Source organism: Nostoc sp. (genome assembly GCF_036917535.1).
GTDB lineage: Bacteria > Cyanobacteriota > Cyanobacteriia > Cyanobacteriales > Nostocaceae > Nostoc.
Genome location: NZ_JBALDA010000038.1, coordinates 114,282 through 136,370, shown reverse-complemented (window position 1 = coordinate 136,370; position 22,089 = coordinate 114,282). Strand labels below are relative to the sequence as shown.

The window sequence follows — 22,089 nt, the reverse complement described above, 5'->3', positions numbered from 1 at the left end:
TAAAACGTCCGAATGTTCCTATGTTTATTATCTAGTTGTTTGGCACTCGGTGCGGCACAGCCGCACCGTCGCTTGTGACAGTTGCGTAAGTCCTGTTTTATTTGGAAGTCCCCTGCACTGGAGATTATCGCGATGTCTATGACGGGCTACGCCTACACAATAACTTTGCGGCGTAGACAGCAAGTAGTTTACTGCTAGGCATAGCTTTTCTCAAATGTGAATGTAGGTTTTTCAAAAAACTTTCAAAGACTCCCCTGAATAACCAAAAGCAGACAGATGGTTAACTAATGTTAAAAAAGGTTAATCTATTCATAAAGTAGTCAAACTGCGAATTGAATATCACATTAAAAAAAGTTAATGGAAGCTGGAAATATTGATACAGAAGCGGTGAGGTTAGAAGCCCTCCGCCAGTATCAGATTCTTGACACCGAACCCGAAGAAGCTTACGACAATCTTGCTCAGTTAGCGGCATTTATTTGTGGCACTCCCATATCTCTGGTAAATTTCATTGATGAAAATCGTCAATGGTTTAAGGCAAAAGTAGGTTTAGATGTATCAGAGATGCCCCGGAGTGTTGGATTATCCTATCTTTGCCAAGAGCAGCGTCATATTGTAGTGATTTCTGATACCCTAGCTGATGAGAAGTTGGCAAGTAATCCGGTAGTAACTGGCTATCCATATATACGGTTTTATGCAGGTGTACCCTTAATTACTCCGAAGGGAGATATATTGGGAACTCTGTGCGCGATTGACCAAGTTCCACGGCAACTAAGCCAAAAACAAGTGGAGGCGTTTGTAGGTTTGAGTCGCCTGGTAATCGACCAACTAGAACTCAGGCGTCATGTAACTGAGGTATCTCAAGTTACCGAAAAACTAATGGCGCACGAGCAAGCAGCGCGCGCCCAATCTGAAGCCGCCAAAACCCGCATCGCCAATCTTCTCGAAAGTATCACTGATGGTTTTTTTGCCCTAGATAAAAAGTGGCAATTCACCTATATTAATGGTCAAGCAGAACGGCTGTTGCAAACAACTCACAATCAGCTTTTGGGTAAAAATATCTGGGAGGTGTTTCCAGAAATTATCGGTACAACATTTGATTGTGAATATCACAGGGCAATCTTAGAACAGGTTAGCGTCGAATTTGAGGAGTTCTATCTGCCACAGCAGCAGTGGCTTAAAGTCCACGCTTATCCAGCAAAAGACGGCTTGTCTGTTTATTTTCAAGATGTTACTGAACGACGGAAAACAGCAGAAGCACTACGAGAAAGTGAAGAACGTTGGCAATTAGCATTACATGGTAATAATGATGGTATTTGGGATTGGAACCTCAAGACTAATGAGGTGTTCTTCTCAACTCGATGGAAGGAAATACTCGGCTATAAAGACCACGAAGTTTCCCACCGTTGGGACGAATGGACAAAACGAATCCATCCCGATGAGCGAGATTGGGTACTTCAGGCTTTCCAAGACCACTTTGCCAAAAAAACACCGTTTTACGTCTGTGAATATCGAGTCCAGTGCCAAGACGGCAGCTATAAATGGATTCTAGACCGAGGACAGGCACTTTGGGACGCATTGGGTGATATAGTGCGGATGGTTGGTTCTTATACTGATATCACAGATCGCAGGCGGGCAGATGAAGAATTAAAACGGCAAAATCTGCGATCGCAACTATTTGCCGAAATCACCTTGAAAATTCGAGAATCTTTACAAATAGATGAAATTCTTCAAACCACTGTCACAGAGGTACAAAAACTACTACAAGCTGACCGTGTATCAATTTTTCGACTAGAACCTGACGGTTCGGGAACAGTGGTACAAGAGGCAGTGCTGCCTGGTTGGCCGGTAATTCTAGGAGAAAATATTTTTGACCGTTGCTTTAAAGAAGAATATATAGAAAGATATCGCCAGGGAAGAGTAAGTGCCCTTGAAGACATTGAAGCTGCTCATATCCAACCATGCCATCGAGAATTTCTTCGGCAGTTTGCTGTCAGGGCTAACCTCGTAGTGCCAATTCTTGTCAGGGACGATATTTGGGGCTTATTGTTAGCTCATCAGTGCGGTGCACCTCGACAGTGGAATCAGTTTGAAACAGATTTGTTACAGCAATTAGCGAACCAAATTGGGATTGCTTTATCTCAAGCACAACTATTAGAAAAAGAAACCCAGCAAAGTCAAGAACTTACTCGTTCTAATGCGGAATTAGAACAGTTTGCCTACGTGACTTCTCATGATTTACAAGAGCCGTTGCGGATGGTAACTAGTTATTTACAACTGCTGGAGCGGAAATACAAAAACAAACTGGATGCGAATGCAAATCAGTTTATTGCCTATGCAGTAGATGGGGCTAGCCGGATGCAGACCCTAATCAACGATTTGTTAAATTATTCTCGCGTCAGCACCCGTGGACAGCCTTTTGTGCCAGTTGATTCTAGTGTTGTCTTAGAACAGGTGCTGATTAATCTTCAAGTTGCGATCGCAGATCGAAAGGCAGTTGTCACTTACGATACTTTACCTCAAGTGATAGCTGATGCTACTCAATTAACACAAGTATTTCAAAACCTGATTGCCAACGCGATCAAATTTTGCGATCGTCAACAGCCACGAATTCATATTGGAGTGGGGAGTGGGAAGTATGGAGCGGAGGAGCAGAGGAGCAGAGGGGCAGAAAAGAAGAATAACAATACCCAGTTCCACACTGAAAACGAATATTTGTTCTGGGTGCGCGATAATGGAATTGGTTTGGAATCCCAATATACTGAACGTATTTTTATCATTTTTCAACGCTTGCACGGTAGAGACAAATATCCAGGTACTGGAATTGGTTTGGCAATTTGTAAGAAAATTATCGAACGCCACGGCGGCCGGATCTGGGTTGAGTCGAAACCGGGTCAAGGCTCGACTTTCTACTTCACAATTCCAGATAGAGCAGGTAAGCAATGGTAAATACCATAACAGCGATTATGCCTATTGAGGTTTTGTTAGTAGAGGATAATCCTGGCGATGTCCAACTTACACGCATCGCCCTAGAAGACAGTAAAATCTCAATTCACTTGAACGTAGTCGAGGATGGTGTAGAGGCAATGGCATTCTTGCGAAAACAGGGAAAATATGCTAGATTACCTCATCCAGATATTGTACTACTCGATTTTAACCTTCCAAAAAAAGATGGACGAGAGGTATTAGCAGAAATAAAAGGAGATGAAAACCTCAAACGGATTCCTGTAGTAGTTTTGACGACTTCCCAGGCTGAAGAAGATATCCTCAAAGCCTATAACCTTTTTGCCAACTGTTATATAACTAAGCCAGTAGATTTTGATCAATTTGTGAAAATTGTCCAATCAATAGAAGATTTTTGGTTTGCGATCGTAAAACTGCCACCGGAGTAGTGGAAATGGCAGGTGAAAATATTATTAAAGTCTTGTTAGTAGAAGACAACCCTGGTGATGTCTTATTGTTACAAGAGTTATTCAAAGAAGTTACCACAGTTGTAGTTGAGTTGATGCCAGTTGAACGGCTTTATGAAGCAGTCAACTATCTAACAAACGAAATTTTTGATGTTATTTTATTAGACCTCTCGCTGCCAGATAGCCAGGGATTACAAACCCTTGTCATCGCTCACAATCAGGCAACAGCAACTCCAATCATTGTGCTAACGGGTATAAATGATGAAACCCTGGCAACTAGCGCAATGCAACAAGGAGCGCAGGATTATTTAGTGAAGGGGCAAGTAACTGGCGACTTGCTAGTGCGCTCTATGCGTTACGCCATCGAACGTCAACGGGCAGACAACGCACTGCGGCAGAGTGAGGAACGATTTCGGGTTGCTCTGAAAAACTCTCCAATCTTTGTCTACAACCAAGATAAAGATTTACGGTACACCTGGGTTTACAATCCCCCATCTGAATTGACAGTTGAGGAAATATTGGGCAAACAAGACTTAGATATCATGCCAGTAAAAGATGCTCAACATCTCATTACAATTAAACGTGGGGTGTTGACTACAGGCATAGGAACACGAGAAGAAGTATCAATTACTATTAAAAATACAACTCGATATTATGACTTAACTATCGAGCCACTACGGAATGAAACCCAAGAAATTGTCGGGGTGACATGCGCCAGTATAGATATTAGCGAACGACAAGCTGCGCTACGCGATCGCAAATTGGCAGAAGAAAAAATTCGCGAACAAGCAGCATTACTAGATGTCACCACAGATGCCATTTGCGTCCGAGATTTAAATAATCGAATTATCTTCTGGAACAAAGGCGCAGAAACACTTTACGGCTGGCAAGCTACAGAGGCTTGGGGTAAAAATGCTAGCGAACTTTTGTATGACGAACCTTCACCGGAAATTGAAGCGGCTCTCTTGCAAGCTATTAGTCAAGGTAAATGGCAGGGCGAGTTAACAAAACTTACTAAAACGAACAAAGAAATCCTTGTTGCTAGTCGCTGGAGTCTGGTATGCGATGAACAAGGAAAACCCAAATCAATTCTCACTGTTGACACAGATATTACCGAGAAAAAGCATCTAGAAGCCCAATTATTTCGCGCTCAACGCCTGGAAAGTATTGGCACTTTAGCTAGTGGTATTGCTCACGACCTCAACAACATCCTGACACCGATTTTAGCAGGAGCGCAACTACTACCGTTGAAATTTCCCAATGCAGACGAGCGGACTCGCCATCTATTAGAAATTTTAGAAATCAACGCTAGACGCGGTGCTGATTTGGTCAAACAAGTGCTGTCCTTTACGCGGGGTGTAGAAGGGAAGCACATCACTTTGCAACTCAAACATATAATTGTGGAAATTGCCAAGATTCTGAAAGAGACCTTTCCCAAATCGATAGAAATCAGCACTAATGTACCGCAAGATTTATGGATGGTTTCTGGAGATAGTACCCAATTGCATCAAGTACTGATGAACCTCTGCGTTAACGCCCGCGATGCTATGTCCAATGGCGGTACTTTGAGTATTTCTGCTGAAAATATGTTGATTGACGCAAATTATGCCCGTATGAACCTAGAAGCCAAAGAGGGGCCTTACATAGTGATTACCGTCTCTGATACTGGAGTTGGTATTTCTAAAGAAATGCTAGATAGAATTTTTGAGCCATTCTTTACTACAAAAGATGTTGGACAAGGCACTGGTTTAGGACTTTCCACAGTACTAGGGATTATTAAAAGTCACGGAGGTTTTGTGAACGTGTATAGCGAGCCAGGGAGTGAGACTAGCTTTCAGGTTTACTTACCAGCCGTAGAAGGAATGGAAACAATTAACCCCGAAGATTTGTCACCACAGACAGGACATGGAGAATTAATTTTGGTTGTGGATGATGAAGCAGCCATTCAAGAGATTGCGATAACATCATTAGAAGCTCACAACTATAAAATCTTAGTTGCCAGTGATGGCATTGAGGCGATCGCGTTATACGCTCAAAACAAAGATAAAATTAGTGCCGTCCTCATGGATATTATGCTACCCTCACTGGATGGTTTAACTGCCATCCGTACCTTGCAAAAAATCAACCCCCAAGTCAAAATTATCGCCAGCAGTGGACTTATGTCTGACAACAAGCTCAGTGCAGTAGCAGCCATTGGTGTCAATACATTTTTGTCGAAGCCCTATACTGTCAACGAATTATTGCTTTCTTTACAGAAAGTACTATCGGGAATCAAGTAATTACGTAAATATTTTGGTAATTGTAATTATCAAATGCTACTTCACGGCTACGAGTGCAAATTGCCTAGATTTGATTATGATTGAGCATCGGCTAACACACTTCTCTTACCGATACTCACAGCTTGGCTAAATCAATATGCCTCGGTTTCTCAGGTTAATCATAAATTTAATAGTTTTGGCTGGATTGTTACTTATATGTGTACAAGTTTGGGCACAAGATTGGCGTCCCGTTCGCGGTGGTATCCCTTTTGGTATCAGTGGTATAGCTTTGATAAAGCAGCAAAGCAATTCTCTAGATTTTTTGATTGTTCATGACAACAAACAAAAAAATGAAGGTCGTATAGCAATCATCAGGATTAAGGGGAGAAGCCAACCTGAATATTTCCCCTTGAATTGGCCAAATAATACAGACTTGCCCATCGACTTAGAAGCTTTAACATCTGTTCCAGAGAAAACAAAATCTTCTTTTATCGCTTTAAGCAGTTCTGGGAAAGCTTATCACATTAGCTTTGAGCCTGCCAACAAAACCATCTCTATTATCAAGGAATTCAATCTACCAGGAATTATTCAAGGAAATAATTTTGAAGCATTTGGATTACAAAATATAGATGGTAAATTAGTTGCTATTTGGGGGCATCGAGGTGAAGGAGAACAACCAGCAACTATTTTTTGGGGAATGTTTGATTTAGCTAAATATCAAATTACTCTCGCAGGTTCTGCCAATCTGAAAGTACCGTTTCCATCTGGCAATGTTCGCCATATTTCAGATATTAAGGTAGACCCCGTAGGAATTGTGTACATTACCTCAGCAAGTGATGCCGGAGATGATGGGCCATTTCAGTCAGCTGTGTATGTCGCTGGTTACTTAGGATTGCGTGGTAACAAAATTGTATGGCGGCAAAATTCTCAATTTGTTCCTCTCTACCGCTCTGATTACCACAAAATTGAAGGTATGGAAATTGTTCCCGGTGCAGAAGGTGGTGTAGTAGTTGGTACAGATGATGAGAATTTAGGTTCCTATGTATACATTTTAGGTGGAAGTAGCTACTAGATTTTGAGGATTGCTGGTTTATTTGCGATCGCCTACCAGATAACAATTTACATATCGAGTATTTTGTCAATTTATTTAGAGCGATCGCAACTTGGTGTAAGTTGACCATTATCTTATCGATAACAGCCACTGATTAATTATCCCTACACATTAAATCGGAACAACATTACATCCCCTTCCTGCACAACATACTCTTTACCTTCACTGCGAACCAATCCTTTTTCCTTTGCAGCATTCATCGAACCAGTTGTTACCAAATCTTTATAAGCGACTGTTTCGGCGCGAATAAATCCCCGTTCAAAATCACTGTGAATTACACCAGCAGCTTGAGGTGCAGACATTCCAGAATTAATTGTCCAAGCGCGGGTTTCTTTGGGGCCACAAGTGAAATATGTCCGCAAACCTAAAAGCGTATAAGTTGCCCGAATCAATGATTTCAAACCGCCTTCTTCCACACCTAAAGACGCAAGGAAATCCGCTTTATCTGACTCTGGTAATTCCACTAATTCAGCTTCAACTTGAGCTGAAACTATCACAACTTGGGCATTTTCAGTTGCTGCAATTTGCCGCACTGTTTCTACAAAATTATTACCAGCTGCCAACTCATCTTCAGATACATTCGCGGCGTAGATAATCGGCTTATAAGTAAGCAAATCTAGTCCTTTAATAATTACTGCTTCTTCTTCATTCAAGCTTACTTGACGCACCGATTTACCTTCATTTAAAACCGCAGCTAATTTTTCTAAAACTGTGATTTCAAACTGTGCATCTTTGCTGGTACGAGCTTGTTTGCGAGTGCGGTCAATTCGCCGCTCAATTTGTGCTAAATCTGATAAACCGAGTTCTATATTAATGATTTCTATATCTCGCGCTGGATCAACAGAACCAGCAACGTGGATAATATCATCATTTTCAAAACAACGTACTACATGGACGATCGCATCAACTTCCCGGATGTGGGACAGGAATTGATTCCCTAGTCCCTCACCCTGACTTGCACCTTTAACTAAACCGGCAATATCCACAAATTCCACCCGTGCTGGGATGATTTGTGCCGAACTGGCAATCTTAGCAAGAACATTTAACCGTTCATCCGGTACTGCGACAACGCCGACATTCGGTTCAATCGTGCAAAAAGGGAAGTTAGCTGCTTCTGCTTTGGCATTAGCAACTACAGCATTAAATAAAGTAGATTTTCCGACGTTGGGAAGTCCGACAATTCCGGCTCTTAGCATGTTGGATTTTAGATTTGGGATTTTGGATTACATTACCAAGGTAATCTAAACAGGTTCCGGTATGGTTTGGGGAATTGGTTCTGGAACTGTTTGAGGAATCGGCTCTGGAACCGTCTGAGGAATGGGAGCAGGTACTGGTTCTGGTACAGGCCCAGGTAAAGGTTGGGGTATTGCTGGCCCCGGTACAGGTTCGGGACTAGGTAGCGGATTCGGCTCAGGATTGGGGCTAGGTAGCGGGTTCGGACCAGGAGTAGGAATTTGTGGTTCGGGTATAGAAATCGCAGTGGGATTAATCATGGGAAGTCTAAATTAAATTATTCAACCTTCTCACGCTAGATGAGAACCTCATCTGTTGACATCTCCCCAAATAGCTATAACCACGAACACTTCCTTTAACTTGGGCATTGGGCATTGGGCATTGGGCATTAGTTATTTCCCCTCTGCCCCATTGCCTCTCTGCTTTTCTACCACCTCTGGTACTGGATCGTAACCACCTGGATGAAACGGATGACACCGCAAAATCCGCCGAGTTGCCATCCAGCTACCACGTAACACTCCAAATCTTTCAATAGCTTCAATAGCATACATTGAACAAGTTGGTTGAAAGCGACAAGTCGGAAGAAACAATGGCGAGATAAACATTCGGTAGCCCCGAATCAGCCAAATAAATAATAATTTCATTGCAGCTACCCAAATCTTATAAATTAATAACAGGGGTAAAAATCTTCATTTTGTCGCATCTTTGTTAATTACATTTTCTGACTTCACCTCAATTCCGGTTTTCTGGCTACAAATTGCATTGGCTGCTATTTGGGTGTTACTCATCCTCCTGATTGCATGGGTGGTAAACCACTTCACCGCCAACTCAGAAATCGTGCGGAAGATTGTTCATATTGGCACTGGTAATGTGATTCTAATTGCCTGGTGGCTCGATATTCCCGCCAGTGTAGGGATTACAGCTTCTATTTTAGCGAGTGCAATCACCTTATTATCCTATCGATTGCCCATTCTTCCTGGTATTAATAGCGTTGGACGGCAAAGTTTAGGAACATTTTTTTACTCTGTGAGCTTCGGTATTTTAGTTGCTTGGTTTTGGTATTTGCAACAACCCCAGTACGCAGCACTAGGGATTTTAGTAATGACTTGGGGAGATGGATTAGCAGCCTTAATTGGGCAGCGCTTTGGTAAACACAAGTATAAAGTTTTTGGGACGCAAAAAAGTTGGGAAGGCTCCCTAACTATGATGCTCGTTAGCTATCTCGTAAGTAGTTTGATTTTAGTTGGAACTCAAGGAAACAGTTGGCAAACTTGGGCAGTATCACTATTAGTTGCATTTATCGCTACTGCTTTAGAAGCTGTTTCATTTTTAGGTATTGACAATTTGACAGTTCCCTTGGGCAGTGCAGCACTTGCCTTCTTTTTAACTCAGTTAGTTTTGTTGAATTAATAATTGCCTTGAGTGCTATTTAAAACAATGTCTTAAAGAAAGTAGCACTATATTTTAGATTTAGAAAGGAAATTGGACGGTATCTTTGAACTTAACAATACTTATCATTATTATCATTATGTCAAAATTTTCTTCTAAGAGCAAAAAACGATGCTTATAAATCGATTATTTAAAGGACTAGCTGTTGTATTGACAGTAATGGGAGGCATAGTAATTATTTGGTTATTAGTTAACTTGGTACAGTCGCAGCTAATAATATCGTCCGCTCGTGAAGGCAGTTCTTTATCTTTAGCAAGGCTTTATTTATTCGGTTTACAGGCTCCAAAAATTGAATTAAATTTCAGACTTGTGTTCATTGCTAGCGCAGTTGAAATTGCCTTATTCTGGCTACTAGTACTTCTTGATGTTGTCTCTCGACATCGTGGTTTAATAGCTACTTTAGTCCTCTTTATTTTCGTTGGAATTGTCGTCTTTATTGTTTACAGTCAGTATGCAAGTGTTTTTTAGCTGATTGACAAAATTTACACTATTCTAACCTCTCACAGATGATTACCGCGATCGCTCCAAAATCCAATCGAGTAAAATCGGATTGACTAATTCCGGCGCTTCATCCTGTGGACAATGCCCTACTCCCTCTAAAGGAATAAACTTTTCTACTTGCGGAAAGTTAGCTAATTCTCTCCCTAATTTAATTGGTTCCCACGGATCGGCCGTTCCCCACAAGATAATCGCAGGACACGCTAACAGTGGCAAAAGGTCTTCAGGTAATGGTCCTGTAGAATAAGAAGTAAAAGCAAGAAACACAGCCCCAGCTCCCGGATCGCTTGCTGGTGAAGTGAGAATATCTACTAACTCATCTGTCACCATCTCAGCATTCGCATAAGCTTGCAGTAGAATTTTTCGCACCGTTTTCGGTTTGGCGAGTTGATTGAAAAAGAAATCACCAACTGGTTTAATAGATAGCACTCGTTGCAGCAAAGGCGCTCCATAACGACGAGATAAAGGTAAAGTTACCCGTTTGCGATCATGCAACAGCCGTAAAGAACAGTTGAGCAAAGCAACTCCCAAGGCAATATCTGGGTTGCTTACTGCTGCTTGCATGGCTACAATACAGCCAATAGAATTTCCGACTAAAAAAGCTGGCTCACCGACAACTTCACGGCAAAAATCTGCTACTTGCTGTCCCCAGGTTTCTAGTGTATAGGTAATTTTTTCACCAGGTTGAGGTTTTGCAGAAGCGCCAAAACCAATCAAATCGATCGCATAAACACGGCAATTTTCCCCTAATACAGGAATATTTTTTCGCCAGTGCCACCAAGAAGCACCAAATCCATGTACCAGGACAACAGCTGGCCCAGTAGTTCCTTGGGTTTGATAGCAGATTGGAAAATCTTGCCAAATCCAGATTTTTGTAGAGTTAAGTGCCGTTTTTGAACTTGAGGTTGTCATGGTAAATTTGATGTAAACAATGCTAAAAGCTTTTCAGCAGCAAGGCACAAGTAAAATTGTTTTTAATTTGCATAAAATTTATTAGATTTTCAAAATAAACCCTTTGCTCTAGTGATAGCCTATACTTATACCACAAAAGCTTCTAGGCTGATAATACTAGCATTAAGCTGATAATTTTATCCAGTATAGAGAGTTTTCATTTTATTGATAGAAGTAACTTACTCACAACTGAGGTTATGTCAGTATTAAAAATCATAACTTTTCTAATATGAGTAATATTTTGGCTATTTTTGAGATGTGAGTGAATTAGCATCAGTGCTAGATTCAGTAGTTTCACAATTTACGATCGCAAATTTGGTCTATAAGATTGGCGAATATGAGGCATCGGCTAAGGGGTGGTTTGCAACTGGAAACTGACGCTGAATTTAACAATATTTTTCTTGTTCCTAGTTCTGCGAGCCAGAAATTATGAATCTACTAGAAACAATTGATACTCCCGTTGGGAGCTACGCACCAGATTTTGAACTGCCAGGAATTGATGGTCAAGTACACCATCTCAGGCGTTATCTTGAGAAGTTCCGAGCAGTCGGCGTTATTTCCATGTCTAACCACTGCCCTTATGTAGAGCGGTATTTAGGCAAGCTAAAAAACATTCAAGCCGAATTTGCCCTAAAAGGCTTCACACTAATTGGACTTAATGGTAGTAATGTTGACTACGACACTAGGTTAAGCTTTGAAAATATGAAAGCTTTTGCCCGACGTCACCAGTTGAACTTCCCATACCTGTGGGACTCAACGCAAGATGTGACCGGTAGTTTCGGCGCAACAAAAACACCAACGGCCTTTCTCATAGACACAAATGGTATAGTCCGTTACAAAGGTAAAATTGATAATCATCCCCAAGAGCCATTATCAGTGAGAGAGGATTATTTGAGAACTGCGATCGCTTCTCTGTTTAAAGGTGAAGAAATAGCCATACCACAAACAGAAGCAGTAGGTACTACATTGATTTGGCGTAACTAGACATAGATAGTCCCTGTAACTGTTATCTTAAATTGGAGGCAATTGCAACTTTTTTGATAAAGCGTAACTTCATGGGAACCAATTACCGACGGGTTTTACTCAAACTGAGCGGTGAAGCCTTAATGGGCAACATGGGCTATGGCATTGATCCAGAAGTGGTCAAAGGAATAGCACAAGAATTAGCAGAGGTGATAGCCACTGGTACTCAAATCGCCATAGTTGTTGGCGGCGGCAATATTTTTCGTGGCGTTAAAGCAGCGTCGGCGGGGATGGACAGGGCAACCGCTGACTATATCGGGATGATTGCCACGGTAATGAATGCCATGACGCTGCAAGATTCGCTAGAACGCATAGGAGTACAGACGCGGGTGCAAACTGCGATCGCTATGCAAGAATTAGCAGAACCATATATTCGTCGTCGTGCCATCCGTCATCTTGAAAAAGGACGGGTGGTAATTTTTGGTGCTGGTTCTGGAAATCCCTTTTTTACTACAGATACCACTGCGGCATTAAGAGCAGCAGAAATCGATGCTGAGGTGATTTTTAAAGCCACCAAAGTAGATGGAGTATATGATGCCGATCCTCATATTTATCCTGACGCTAAGCGTTACAATAGCTTAACCTACGCGCACGTTTTAGCCCAAGATTTGCGGGTGATGGATAGTACTGCGATCGCCTTGTGTAAAGAAAATAATATCCCAATTCTGGTATTTGATCTAACGGTGCGAGGAAATATCCACCGAGCAGTCTTGGGAGAATCCATCGGCACCCTTGTGGGAGGTTCTTGTGAAATTAGCTGAAGCTGAAAGTACGATGCAAAAAACCGTTGAGGCAACTCAACGAGCTTTTAACTCGATTCGCACTGGTCGCGCCAATGCGAGTCTATTAGATAAGGTATTGGTAGATTATTACGGTTCGCCTACTTCCTTGAAATCACTGGCAAATATAAGCACGCCAGATGCTACGACGATCTTAATTCAACCCTACGAGCGCAACACCCTAAACATCGTTGAGAAGGCTATTTCCCTCTCAGATGTGGGTTTAACACCCAGTAACGACGGTTCTGTAATCCGGTTGAATATTCCGCCCTTAACAAGCGAACGCCGTAAAGAATTCGTCAAAATGGCATCCAAATATGCTGAAGAGGGTCGTGTTGCTATTCGCAACATTCGCCGCGATGCCATAGACGCTATTCGCAAACAGGAGAAAGCCTCTGAAATCTCCAAAGATCAATCAAAAGACCAACAAGATGACTTGCAAAAACTTACAAGTGAGTATACTGCCAAAATAGACGCACTTTTAGCAGAAAAAGAAAAAGACATCACGACTGTTTAAAGTCTCAAGTCTTAAACATAAAGGCTGAAGGATAATAGATAAATTCTTCAGCCTTTGTCTTACAGCTACGAATTACTACTAATCTGCTTCCACTACTTCTAATGTCAAAATTCCTTTCGGTTTATTCACAACCAACTGCATAATATCCAACCACAGTGAACCGAGCAAAATATCAGGTAGTTGTTCTCCTACATGAACGGCAATGATAAATTCTTTGCCAGCAACAATGACTTTTCCTTCATATAAATCAAAATACTCTAATCCTCTGGCAGTTTGCATATCAATCTTAGGTATAACTATTGGCCACCCAATAGCTTCCAAGTCTTGAGAATTAATCGCTAGCCACCCAGATGTAAAACCTGTATCAAGTATTGCTTCAACTTCAAATTGCTCGCCATTAGCTACAACCAATTGTATTTCAAAGAACAATTCTCTATTGTTACCAAACCTGCCCGCAATCATATCCTGCCGCAGGCTCCAATTTCGTTAAGGCGAAAGATAGTAAGGGGAGCATCTGGATTAGTATATTGTGTGCGAATTTGCTGTAGTAAACCTTCTAGTTTCGCATCAATCAGGTAGTTTTCGCTTTCTGCATCAATAGCAATAAACCAGTTGTAATAATTGTCGATGAGTTGGGGACGAAGGCACTAAAAAATAGTACGACACCGCGCACCCAGTTCCTGACGTTGTGCTTGACGGAGATTTATTTCTTCAGGCGTAACGTTAGATTTCCTCCATCCCTGACTTCGGCTTGTTTTTGATAATTGAGTCATATTGAATAAAAGTCGATTATAAGCAGTATTTTAATTATTACGTGCTGTTGTTGATTGTCTATAAAAAATTGGAATCACTTCGGCTAATCGAGCTAAATTTTGTAGGTTGGGAAGCCACCACTGTGGAGGGGTTTCCCGGCTTGAAGCGAGTGGCGTTTGAACGTAGTCACGGAAGTGGCTTCCTAAAAAGTAGTGAAACCCAATATTATTTTACAGTGCGATCGCCAGGATGTTGGGTTTCGTTCCTCAAGTATTTGTTATAAATTAGATAAATAAGTTGGCACAATAACTTACTGAGCCAAAAACTAGAAATTGAAAATGACAGCATATGCCCTAAATTTACCTGACCAGTTGAAGCAAGAAGTTGAGCAATTAGCTCAAAGTCAGGGTATTTCGCTTGAGCAATTTATTCTGTGGGCTGTAACAGAAAAAGTAAGTACCCTCAAAGCATCTTTTCCACAAATTGCTTATCGTCAGAGGGCAAATGGACAAGTGCCAGTCATCAAGGGAACGGGAATTCGAGTGCAGACTGTGGCGATCGCTTCCCAAAAATGGGGTATGAGTCCAAGTCAGATAGCTAATGAGTATGAGCTTACTGAAGTCCAGGTAAGAGAAGCTTTGAGTTTTTATGCAGTAAATAAGGGACAGATTGACACAGAAATTGCTTCTGAGCAATTCTTAGAAATTGCCAATGGTTAAACTCAAGCTTCATTTGGATGCAGATACCTCCAGTAAATCGCTGCATTTAGCATTGGTGTCTAAAGGGCATGATGTAACTCGTACACCAAATGACTGGATGCCCTTGGATGCTAGTGATGAAACTCAATTATTACGGTCAACAGCTCAGGGCAGAAGTATCTTTACTTTTAATGTGAAAGACTTTATTGTTCTAGCGCAACAGTATCCTCAGCATGGTGGTATTATTCTTGCTGCTCAGAATAGTTGGTCACTTTCAGATTTGATTGCGGCATTAGATTGCCTATTATCTGAGGCAGAAGCAACATATTGGGTTGGTCAAATAGATTGGCTCAATCGGTGGCGAAAGTAGTTATTAATCGGTTTGAGGTGTTTGACAACGCACGTCGGATGGTTCGGTAAATCCAAATCTTCTGCCAGGTATGTGTCTCCAAACCCGCCGCTGCCTAAGAGTTTGATAATTTTGTAGCGATTTCGCAGAATTTTGCCTATCAGCATCAGCTTTACCCGACAGGAGGATGATTTATGTTAATTCTGCCAGATTTTACACCTGTAGGACAATATTTGGTGTTTCAGACGCTATAAATCATGAGACGCGATGAATCGCGTCTCTACATGAATATTTGGTTTAACCAATACCTTCGCTAAATCAAAAAATGTCTTGACTTAGCGAAGGTATTGGTAGGCACGTTAGCTTAAACTAATTGAGGAACAAAAATTCAACAATATGTACGACTGCATCATTGTCGGTGCTGGGCCAGCTGGTGGAACAGCAGCATATCATTTAGCCAAACAAGGTCGCTCAGTATTAGTGTTGGAAAAAGAATCTCTGCCAAGGTATAAGCCTTGTGGTGGTGGTGTATCTCCAGCGATCGCTCAATGGTTTGACTTTGATTTTAGCCCAGTAATTTCTGTAAAAGCCGACTTCCTTCGTTTTACCTGGAAATTAGGCGACCCCGTGGAAGCAAAAATCGCTAGCAAAGAACCAATTTGGATGGTACGTCGAGATATTTTTGACCACTTTCTAGTGCAGCAAGGACAGAAACAAGGAGCTGAAGTACGAGATAATACGGTAGTAACTGGTATTGAATTTCAAAGTGACTATTGGCAAGTTGACACAGCTAATGGCCCAGTTACAGGTCGCTACTTAATCGCGGCTGATGGTGCCAAAGGAGCAATGGCAAAATGGCTAGGTTTCAAAGAACGTAAACGTCTGCTCACAGGGGCTTTAGAGGCAGAAATCCCTGGCATTATAGAAAACAAACCCATAATTCATTTTGAGTTTGGCTTGGTCAAAAACGGCTATCTCTGGAACTTCCCCAAAGCTGATGGTTATTCCATAGGTGTCGGGACGTTTATTGGTGGTCGTCAACCCCAAGACTTCAAAAAGATTTTGGATGAGTACGCCAAATCGTTGAATTTAGACCTCAAAACCAGCAAACAATATGGTCATCCCCTATGTATTTGGGATGGTAATCAAAAACTGCACACGCAAAATGCGGTTTTAGCTGGGGAAGCTGCTTGTGTAGTTGATCCCATGACAGCAGAAGGCATTCGCCCTTCAATTTTTAGTGGTTTACTCGCAGCCGCAACCATTAATGAAGCACTTTCTGGTGACACTAACGCTTTAGAAAAATATAGCGAAGCCATTAATGAAGAATTGGGTACTGAGATGGCTTGGGCGCAAAAATTAGCTGGGGCATTCTATCGGTTTTCCAACATTGGCTACAAAGTTGGTGTTAAGCATCCCTCAGCTCCCCAGATCATGGGCAAGATTATGTGTGGAGAACTGCGCTATGGGGATGTTGTCGGTCGTGCCCTGAAGCGTTTAATTCCTGGTTTTGAAGGTTAATTAACCAGATAAGCTACTTAAGCAACTTGCTTAAAGTTAGGCAAACTTCTGCCAGACTAGGTATTTCTCAATATAGCAATTTACTTGACAAAACGGCTGTCTATGTTCGCTAATATTCTTGCTCTTGTCCTCTTCATGCCGGGAATTGCCCTAGCTGCACCCGTTCAACTCAATACGACTTATGGTGTTATTTTCGCCCAAAGTACCAAAACTGAAAGCTACTCCACCTCGTCGGACATTAGCATGACTCCCTTACAACGCCAGGAACTCCAGGCTGTGCGTCAGAGAAGAAATAGGGAAATTGCGGCAGTATTAAACTCATCTCAGCGTGACCAACTTAATCACAATCTCCGAGCTGGTAATAATATCAAGCAAGCGCTAGAAAAACTCAATTTACAACCAGAACAGCAAGAGTTAGTAAAGGCGCTCGTACAATTTACTAACTTAAAAATGAAAGTTATTTCATCTAGGCATTTGCTAACAATAGGAGAGAAATAAAAGTTTGATTTGTAGAACTTATGGAAACAGTTGACTAATTTGGACTTCAATTTTTGGAAAGGCAATCAAGGATAATACCAATTCAAAATTCAAAATTCAAAATTAAGAAACTAGACACAACAAAGGTATGTTCGTATATATCTGTCGCATTCTTTTTTAAAATTGGTATAACCCCTCTTTTGTCACTTTGGGAGAATCTAATCGCTCAAACGGTTACGGAGCTTTAATTTCTACTTTTTGTCTATAAATTTTAGTTTCTGTTAGAAAGTAAAGCCTCAAACCCCGATTAAATCCAAGTCTCAGAATTTGGCTGAGATTATTGTTTTTCGAGAGTAACAAAAGAGGGATAACTTTGCATTTTCCTTTTCAAAAATACAGCATTTATGATCGCACCTGTGGAATGTGGGTTGAATAGTTAAAACCATTAACCGATCAAAAACCTAAGAGGTGGCTACAGAGTCGATGGTAGGTTATTACTAGCTAGAATGAAGTATCTGATAGTAAATTGTGACTAAGGGGCAAATAAAGGCAAATCCCTCAGTAGTTGCCTAGAGAGGGATTTTGGAGTGAGTGTGGCGTTGATTTTTTGACTGCTAGTTTAAATTATTTGCTTTCTCAACTGCTTGCTTAAACTCTTCAAAGGTAATACTACCGTCTTTGTCTGAATCATACTCTACTAGTAACTCCTGGGGACTAGTGGTGTTTGTTTCTGATGAGACGATTGCACTTAAGCCAGGACTTAAAAAAAGATCATTAATGGAGACTTTGCCGTCTTGATCTCCATCTAAGGTATTAAAAAGAGATTGAAGCTCTTGCTCGGTTGTCATAAGTTTTTATCTGAATTAATTTTTCAATTTAATATCTCAAAATCTTGACAAAGACGCAAGGACAGTTAAGTAAAACTTAATTAAATTTTTATACTTGGCAATGTTTTCTTATAAGAGACTCGACCTCACACTATAAATTTTTCAACACGCTAGGTGATACAGTAAAATCTACTTTCGCGAATCGATGCGGACAATAGCGATGTCTGGCTCAGGTTCAGAGTATTGGCTCAACTGAATGGGATTTTGCATCCGAATTAAGGCAACTTCTACTAGCGATCGCTTGAGATAATCAGATGCACACATTGTTGTCGCTACATGAAGGGGATTTTGGCAGGACTGTGCCAAAACGGGTTTATTGTACGCTAAGGAATGAGTGTAATTCCTAAAACCCTTGCCATACAGTAATTTCAGCTTCACTAAAAATTGGATTTTTTCCTTCTCAAAGGACGCAAATTATCAATGCTGCTTACTGACTTATAATTCCAAATATAATCGGCACTCAAGTTGATATGTTCCCACCCCATTGGTGATAAATGTTGCAAGTACTCAACCGGGATAATTACGCCCTCAGACACTTGAAGCCTTATTGGTTGATGCTGTGAGTGCCAGATCAAAAATCAAGATTAAATGCCTTAATTGCTGACGATATTCTGCAACACTGGAAGATGATTTTTTCAAACCATGTGTACAACCAATCAGTAAGCTCGCAAAATTAGATGGCTGAAAATTCCCACGACTCAATTCAATCTCTCCGGTTTCGTCGGCTTGACGAATTGCCTCTGTAAGTAATTCCTCAAACCGTTTGGAGGAGGAAAGAAAAATATCTGCCGCGATCGCATTCTTGAGATCGATTAGCTCGCTCCCATGTGGCGAATTGCAAACTAGCTCAAATAGCTCTAGATCCTTGGCTTCAAACGCCGCATTTAGACGCTCCCCAAATCCGAGTTCAGACTGGAGTGCAGTTTCGGCACGGACGAGCGCATTGCTATGCAAATATTCGGACAGCGTTCTAAAAATGTCCTCCTTATTTTGAAATAACAAGTAGAGTGCTGCACGGGAAATACCCGCAATCTTAGCAATATCATCCATTGCGGTGCGCTTGAAGCCATACCGCCCAAAACATTCTAAAGCTGCTTTAAGGATGCGATCGCGCTTTGTAGGCAGTGCTGATGCAGAGCCGATGCTATCACCTTTGGCGGGGCTTTGCCTATTGTGCTTTGAATCTGGCTGAATTCTCATATTTGACATGCTGACATATTGCAGTTAATATGTCAACTAACGTTTTGACAAATTATGCTTGTTTTGTCAAAAATACGGAGTCCCAGAGGTAAAATGACCATGAAAGCTGCAATCTTAAAGGCGTTCGGATCGCCACTTGCCGTCGAGACTTTACCTGATCCCGTGCTGGGTACGGGGGAGGTCATTATTGATGTCGTGGCCGCCCCGGTACTGTCTTACACCAACGAGGTCTTCAGCGGCGAGCGGCAATATCTGCTGAAGCTGCCGGTGGTACCGGGATGCGGAGCCGTCGGACGGGTGCGGTCTGTAGGACCGGACGCGACGCGGCTGGTCGCTGACGACTGGGTAGTGTGCGATCCGACCGTGCGCTCGCGCGACAACGCCCTAACCCCCGACATCACCTTGCAAGGCTGGAGCGCCCGCGGCGAAGGAGGCTTGCGCTTGCAACAGTATTTTCACCACGGCTCCTTTGCCCGGCAGATGCTGGTGCCGACGGAAAACGCCATCCCCGTCGGTGCGCTTGACCCAGCGGAGGCGGGGCGCTGGTGCGCGCTGAGTGTGCTGTTGGTACCGTATGGCGGGCTACTGGCGGCCAACCTAAAAGCCGGCGAGACACTATTGGTCAGCGGGGCCACCGGCAACTATGGCAGCGCCTGCGTGGCTGTGGCCCTGGCGATGGGTGCGGGTTGCGTCGTCGCACCGGGCCGCAACGAGGGGGTACTAGCGGATTTAGTGCGTCGGTTTGGCGACCGTGTGCACCCTGTACATCTCACCGGCCACGAGGACGATGACCGAGAGCTGATGCAGCGAGCGGCCCCCGGACCCATTGACTGCGTGCTGGACATCCTGCCGCCCTCGGCGGGCACGACCCCGGTGCGGGCCGCCGTCATGGCGGTACGGCCTTACGGGAGGGTAGTGCTGATGGGTGGCGTTGGGATGCTGGGAGATCCCGGACTAGAACTACCTTACCCGTGGATCATGAGGAACTGCATCACCATACACGGCCAATGGATGTATCCACGCGAGGCTACCATCCGCCTGGTCGGTCTCATCCGATCTGGACTCCTGGATCTGGGCAATTTCGACATCACGGCATTCGATCTGGACGACGCAAACGAAGCTGTCGCGCACGCTGCTGCCAATGGCGGTCCCTTCAAGTTGACCGTGATCCAGCCATGATGATCGTGCAGTTTTGCTTACTGTAGTCAGATTTCTGCGACTACGGCAAGCAGAACTGTTTTGTGTCATTGTGTATTTCCTTTAGCGATGCCTGCGGTTTTTGCTAGCCTAAGCACATCACTTTTAGGCGATTATCCCTTACTCTCAACTTTGGCAGCATCTATAATTAATCTTGCCCCCTGAAAGTTCGTTACCATGTCGGAAGAAGATATCCGAGCCGCGAGGCTGGAGAAAGTAGAACAACTCAAGCAGCTAGGGACTAATCCTTACGCTTATCGTTGGGAATCTACCCATCATGCAGCGCAGTTGCAAGAAAAGTTTGCCGATTTATCCAGTGGTGAAGAAGTCGATTTAGAAGTTGCCATAGCCGGACGCATTATGGCGCGTCGCGTTTTCGGTAAATTGGCTTTTTTCACCTTGCAAGATGAAACCGGTACAATTCAGCTTTATCTGGATAAAAATCGCATCCAAGAAGGCATGGCAGATATTGATGCCGATGCCTTCAATCACTTGAAACAACTCACAGATGCAGGTGACATATTAGGAGCCAAAGGTACTATTAAACGGACTGAAAAGGGCGAGTTATCTGTCTACGTTAAACAATATACTATCCTCACTAAATCCCTGTTGCCGCTACCCGACAAGTGGCATGGATTAACGGATGTTGCCAAGCGTTACCGTCAGCGCTACGTTGACTTGATTGTTAACCCAGAAGTGCGGCAAACTTTCCGCCGTCGCGCTCAAATTACTGCTGGTATTCGCCGTTATTTAGAACAGCGAGATTTTCTGGAAATTGAAACACCAGTTTTGCAAAGTGAAACTGGGGGTGCAGACGCACGTCCATTTATCACTTACCACAACACTTTAGAAATGGAATTGTATCTGCGAATTGCCACAGAACTCCATCTCAAGCGGTTGATTGTAGGTGGTTTTGAAAAGGTGTTTGAATTAGGTAGAGTTTTCCGCAATGAGGGAATTTCAACTCGACACAATCCCGAATTTACGACGATTGAAATTTACCAAGCCTACGCTGATTACAACGATATGATGGCGCTGACAGAAGGGATTATTACGACTGTTGCCCAAGAGGTACTCGGCACATTGGAAATCACCTACCAAGGGGAACCTGTAGATTTAACACCACCTTGGCGTCGGGTGACAATGCACGATTTAGTTAAAGAATCTACGGGTTTGGATTTCAATTCCTTCCAAACTTTACAAGAAGCTAAAACAGCAAGTAAAAATGCTGGTATTCCTGGTCTAGAAGAGTGCCAATCGATTGGTAAGTTACTAAATTTAGCTTTTGAAGAGAAAGTAGAAGCTAATTTAATTCAACCTACCTTTGTAATTGATTACCCTGTAGAAATTTCGCCACTAGCAAAACCGCACCGTTCTCAACCTGGTTTGGTGGAAAGATTTGAGTTATTTATCGTCGGGCGAGAAACTGCTAATAGCTTCTCAGAACTTACCGATCCCATCGAACAAAGAGAACGCTTAGAAGCACAAGCTGAAAGAAAAGCTGCTGGCGACTTAGAAGCCCAAGGTGTAGATGAAGACTTTCTCACCGCCTTGGAATACGGTATGCCACCTACAGGTGGTTTAGGGATTGGGATTGATCGGTTAGTAATGTTATTAACCGATTGTGCCAGTATTCGGGATGCGATCGCCTTCCCCTTACTCAAGCCAGAAAAATCAGAATCATCCCTAGATGAAGCCAGTAGTAACAATTCGTAATTGAACCGGGGACTAGAGACTGGGTACTGGGGAAGATTTTAACTCTTCCTCCTCATCTGCCTAAT

At 42.6% G+C, this 22,089-nt stretch carries 24 protein-coding genes and 1 pseudogene; 16 read left to right on the top strand and 9 right to left on the bottom strand.

Annotation, left to right across the window (positions count from 1 at the left end; translation table 11 throughout):
• Positions 1 to 357 precede the first annotated feature (357 nt).
• The 4 genes from V7K56_RS13530 to V7K56_RS13515 all read left to right on the top strand — a co-directional run bounded on the left by V7K56_RS13530 (position 358) and on the right by V7K56_RS13515 (position 6,737).
• Positions 358 to 2,946 (top strand): GAF domain-containing protein, encoded by a 2,589-nt coding sequence (locus V7K56_RS13530; RefSeq protein WP_334911198.1) that lies wholly within the window; start codon positions 358 to 360, stop codon positions 2,944 to 2,946.
• Positions 2,940 to 3,389 (top strand): response regulator, encoded by a 450-nt coding sequence (locus V7K56_RS13525; RefSeq protein ID WP_334911196.1) that lies wholly within the window; start codon positions 2,940 to 2,942, stop codon positions 3,387 to 3,389. The genes V7K56_RS13530 and V7K56_RS13525 overlap by 7 nt, the downstream gene beginning before the upstream one ends.
• A gap of 5 nt (positions 3,390 to 3,394) precedes the next feature.
• Complete coding sequence (locus tag V7K56_RS13520) at positions 3,395 to 5,686, top strand: hybrid sensor histidine kinase/response regulator (RefSeq protein ID WP_334911210.1); 2,292 nt, start codon at positions 3,395 to 3,397, stop codon at positions 5,684 to 5,686.
• Positions 5,687 to 5,822: 136 nt separating this feature from the next.
• The gene (locus V7K56_RS13515; protein ID WP_334911194.1) at positions 5,823 to 6,737 is read left to right on the top strand and encodes a hypothetical protein; all 915 of its coding nucleotides are present in this window, start codon (positions 5,823 to 5,825) and stop codon (positions 6,735 to 6,737) included.
• Positions 6,738 to 6,880: 143 nt separating this feature from the next.
• Here the strand turns inward: V7K56_RS13515 and ychF are convergent, their stop codons facing one another.
• From ychF to yidD, 3 genes are all read right to left on the bottom strand, one after another.
• On the bottom strand, positions 6,881 to 7,972 hold the full coding sequence (gene ychF, locus V7K56_RS13510; protein WP_334911192.1) for a redox-regulated ATPase YchF: 1,092 nt from the start codon (positions 7,970 to 7,972) through the stop codon (positions 6,881 to 6,883).
• Between the two features lie 45 nt (positions 7,973 to 8,017).
• Entirely contained in the window at positions 8,018 to 8,269 is a 252-nt protein-coding gene (locus tag V7K56_RS13505) for a hypothetical protein (RefSeq protein WP_334911190.1), read from the bottom strand.
• Positions 8,270 to 8,401: 132 nt separating this feature from the next.
• Entirely contained in the window at positions 8,402 to 8,653 is a 252-nt protein-coding gene (gene yidD / locus V7K56_RS13500) for a membrane protein insertion efficiency factor YidD (RefSeq protein WP_334911188.1), read from the bottom strand.
• A gap of 61 nt (positions 8,654 to 8,714) precedes the next feature.
• On the opposite strand from yidD, the gene V7K56_RS13495 reads away from it, so the two are divergent.
• Both V7K56_RS13495 and V7K56_RS13490 read left to right on the top strand, forming a co-directional pair.
• A complete protein-coding gene (locus V7K56_RS13495) occupies positions 8,715 to 9,419 on the top strand; it encodes a diacylglycerol/polyprenol kinase family protein (RefSeq protein ID WP_334911186.1) in 705 nt (234 codons plus the stop codon).
• A gap of 150 nt (positions 9,420 to 9,569) precedes the next feature.
• Entirely contained in the window at positions 9,570 to 9,926 is a 357-nt protein-coding gene (locus V7K56_RS13490; RefSeq protein WP_334911184.1) for a hypothetical protein, read from the top strand.
• A gap of 42 nt (positions 9,927 to 9,968) precedes the next feature.
• Here V7K56_RS13490 and V7K56_RS13485 read toward each other — a convergent pair whose 3' ends face one another.
• Positions 9,969 to 10,868, bottom strand: a complete 900-nt coding sequence (locus V7K56_RS13485) for an alpha/beta fold hydrolase (protein WP_334911182.1) — start codon at positions 10,866 to 10,868, stop codon at positions 9,969 to 9,971.
• A gap of 468 nt (positions 10,869 to 11,336) precedes the next feature.
• Here V7K56_RS13485 and V7K56_RS13480 point away from each other — a divergent pair, with 468 nt between their 5' ends.
• From V7K56_RS13480 to frr, 3 genes are all read left to right on the top strand, one after another.
• Positions 11,337 to 11,891: a thioredoxin family protein gene (locus tag V7K56_RS13480; protein WP_334911180.1), complete on the top strand. Its 555-nt coding sequence runs from the start codon at positions 11,337 to 11,339 to the stop codon at positions 11,889 to 11,891.
• A 71-nt stretch (positions 11,892 to 11,962) separates the two neighbouring features.
• Positions 11,963 to 12,691: a UMP kinase gene (gene pyrH / locus V7K56_RS13475; protein ID WP_094348577.1), complete on the top strand. Its 729-nt coding sequence runs from the start codon at positions 11,963 to 11,965 to the stop codon at positions 12,689 to 12,691.
• Positions 12,678 to 13,226: a ribosome recycling factor gene (gene frr / locus V7K56_RS13470; RefSeq protein WP_334911178.1), complete on the top strand. Its 549-nt coding sequence runs from the start codon at positions 12,678 to 12,680 to the stop codon at positions 13,224 to 13,226. Before pyrH ends, frr begins: the two co-directional genes overlap by 14 nt.
• Positions 13,227 to 13,304: 78 nt before the next feature.
• Here frr and V7K56_RS13465 read toward each other — a convergent pair whose 3' ends face one another.
• Positions 13,305 to 13,688, bottom strand: a complete 384-nt coding sequence (locus tag V7K56_RS13465; RefSeq protein ID WP_334911176.1) for an aspartyl protease — start codon at positions 13,686 to 13,688, stop codon at positions 13,305 to 13,307.
• A gap of 352 nt (positions 13,689 to 14,040) precedes the next feature.
• Here V7K56_RS13465 and V7K56_RS13460 point away from each other — a divergent pair, with 352 nt between their 5' ends.
• The 3 genes from V7K56_RS13460 to V7K56_RS13450 are packed head-to-tail and all read left to right on the top strand — an operon-like array spanning position 14,041 to position 15,047.
• Positions 14,041 to 14,262, top strand: a complete 222-nt coding sequence (locus tag V7K56_RS13460) for a hypothetical protein (RefSeq protein ID WP_334911174.1) — start codon at positions 14,041 to 14,043, stop codon at positions 14,260 to 14,262.
• Between the two features lie 55 nt (positions 14,263 to 14,317).
• A complete protein-coding gene (locus V7K56_RS13455; protein WP_334911172.1) occupies positions 14,318 to 14,698 on the top strand; it encodes a DUF433 domain-containing protein in 381 nt (126 codons plus the stop codon).
• Entirely contained in the window at positions 14,691 to 15,047 is a 357-nt protein-coding gene (locus V7K56_RS13450) for a DUF5615 family PIN-like protein (protein ID WP_334911170.1), read from the top strand. Before V7K56_RS13455 ends, V7K56_RS13450 begins: the two co-directional genes overlap by 8 nt.
• Positions 15,048 to 15,049: 2 nt before the next feature.
• On the opposite strand, the pseudogene V7K56_RS13445 reads toward V7K56_RS13450, so the two are convergent.
• Positions 15,050 to 15,193 (bottom strand): annotated as a pseudogene (locus V7K56_RS13445) (serine/threonine-protein kinase); the annotation flags it as partial.
• Between the two features lie 229 nt (positions 15,194 to 15,422).
• On the opposite strand from V7K56_RS13445, the gene V7K56_RS13440 reads away from it, so the two are divergent.
• The gene (locus tag V7K56_RS13440) at positions 15,423 to 16,547 is read left to right on the top strand and encodes a geranylgeranyl reductase family protein (RefSeq protein ID WP_334911169.1); all 1,125 of its coding nucleotides are present in this window, start codon (positions 15,423 to 15,425) and stop codon (positions 16,545 to 16,547) included.
• A gap of 102 nt (positions 16,548 to 16,649) precedes the next feature.
• A complete protein-coding gene (locus tag V7K56_RS13435) occupies positions 16,650 to 17,045 on the top strand; it encodes a hypothetical protein (protein WP_334911167.1) in 396 nt (131 codons plus the stop codon).
• Positions 17,046 to 17,638: 593 nt separating this feature from the next.
• Here the strand turns inward: V7K56_RS13435 and V7K56_RS13430 are convergent.
• The 3 genes from V7K56_RS13430 to V7K56_RS13420 all read right to left on the bottom strand — a co-directional run bounded on the left by V7K56_RS13430 (position 17,639) and on the right by V7K56_RS13420 (position 19,120).
• The gene (locus V7K56_RS13430) at positions 17,639 to 17,872 is read right to left on the bottom strand and encodes an EF-hand domain-containing protein (protein WP_334911165.1); all 234 of its coding nucleotides are present in this window, start codon (positions 17,870 to 17,872) and stop codon (positions 17,639 to 17,641) included.
• Between the two features lie 168 nt (positions 17,873 to 18,040).
• A complete protein-coding gene (locus V7K56_RS13425; protein ID WP_334911163.1) occupies positions 18,041 to 18,289 on the bottom strand; it encodes a hypothetical protein in 249 nt (82 codons plus the stop codon).
• Between the two features lie 150 nt (positions 18,290 to 18,439).
• On the bottom strand, positions 18,440 to 19,120 hold the full coding sequence (locus V7K56_RS13420) for a TetR/AcrR family transcriptional regulator (protein ID WP_334911161.1): 681 nt from the start codon (positions 19,118 to 19,120) through the stop codon (positions 18,440 to 18,442).
• Positions 19,121 to 19,210: 90 nt separating this feature from the next.
• Between V7K56_RS13420 and V7K56_RS13415 the strand changes: the two genes are divergently transcribed.
• Together V7K56_RS13415 and lysS are read left to right on the top strand one after the other, a co-directional pair.
• A complete protein-coding gene (locus V7K56_RS13415; protein WP_334911159.1) occupies positions 19,211 to 20,290 on the top strand; it encodes a zinc-binding alcohol dehydrogenase family protein in 1,080 nt (359 codons plus the stop codon).
• A gap of 195 nt (positions 20,291 to 20,485) precedes the next feature.
• Positions 20,486 to 22,024 (top strand): lysine--tRNA ligase, encoded by a 1,539-nt coding sequence (gene lysS / locus V7K56_RS13410; RefSeq protein ID WP_334911157.1) that lies wholly within the window; start codon positions 20,486 to 20,488, stop codon positions 22,022 to 22,024.
• The last annotated feature ends 65 nt before the right edge of the window (positions 22,025 to 22,089 follow it).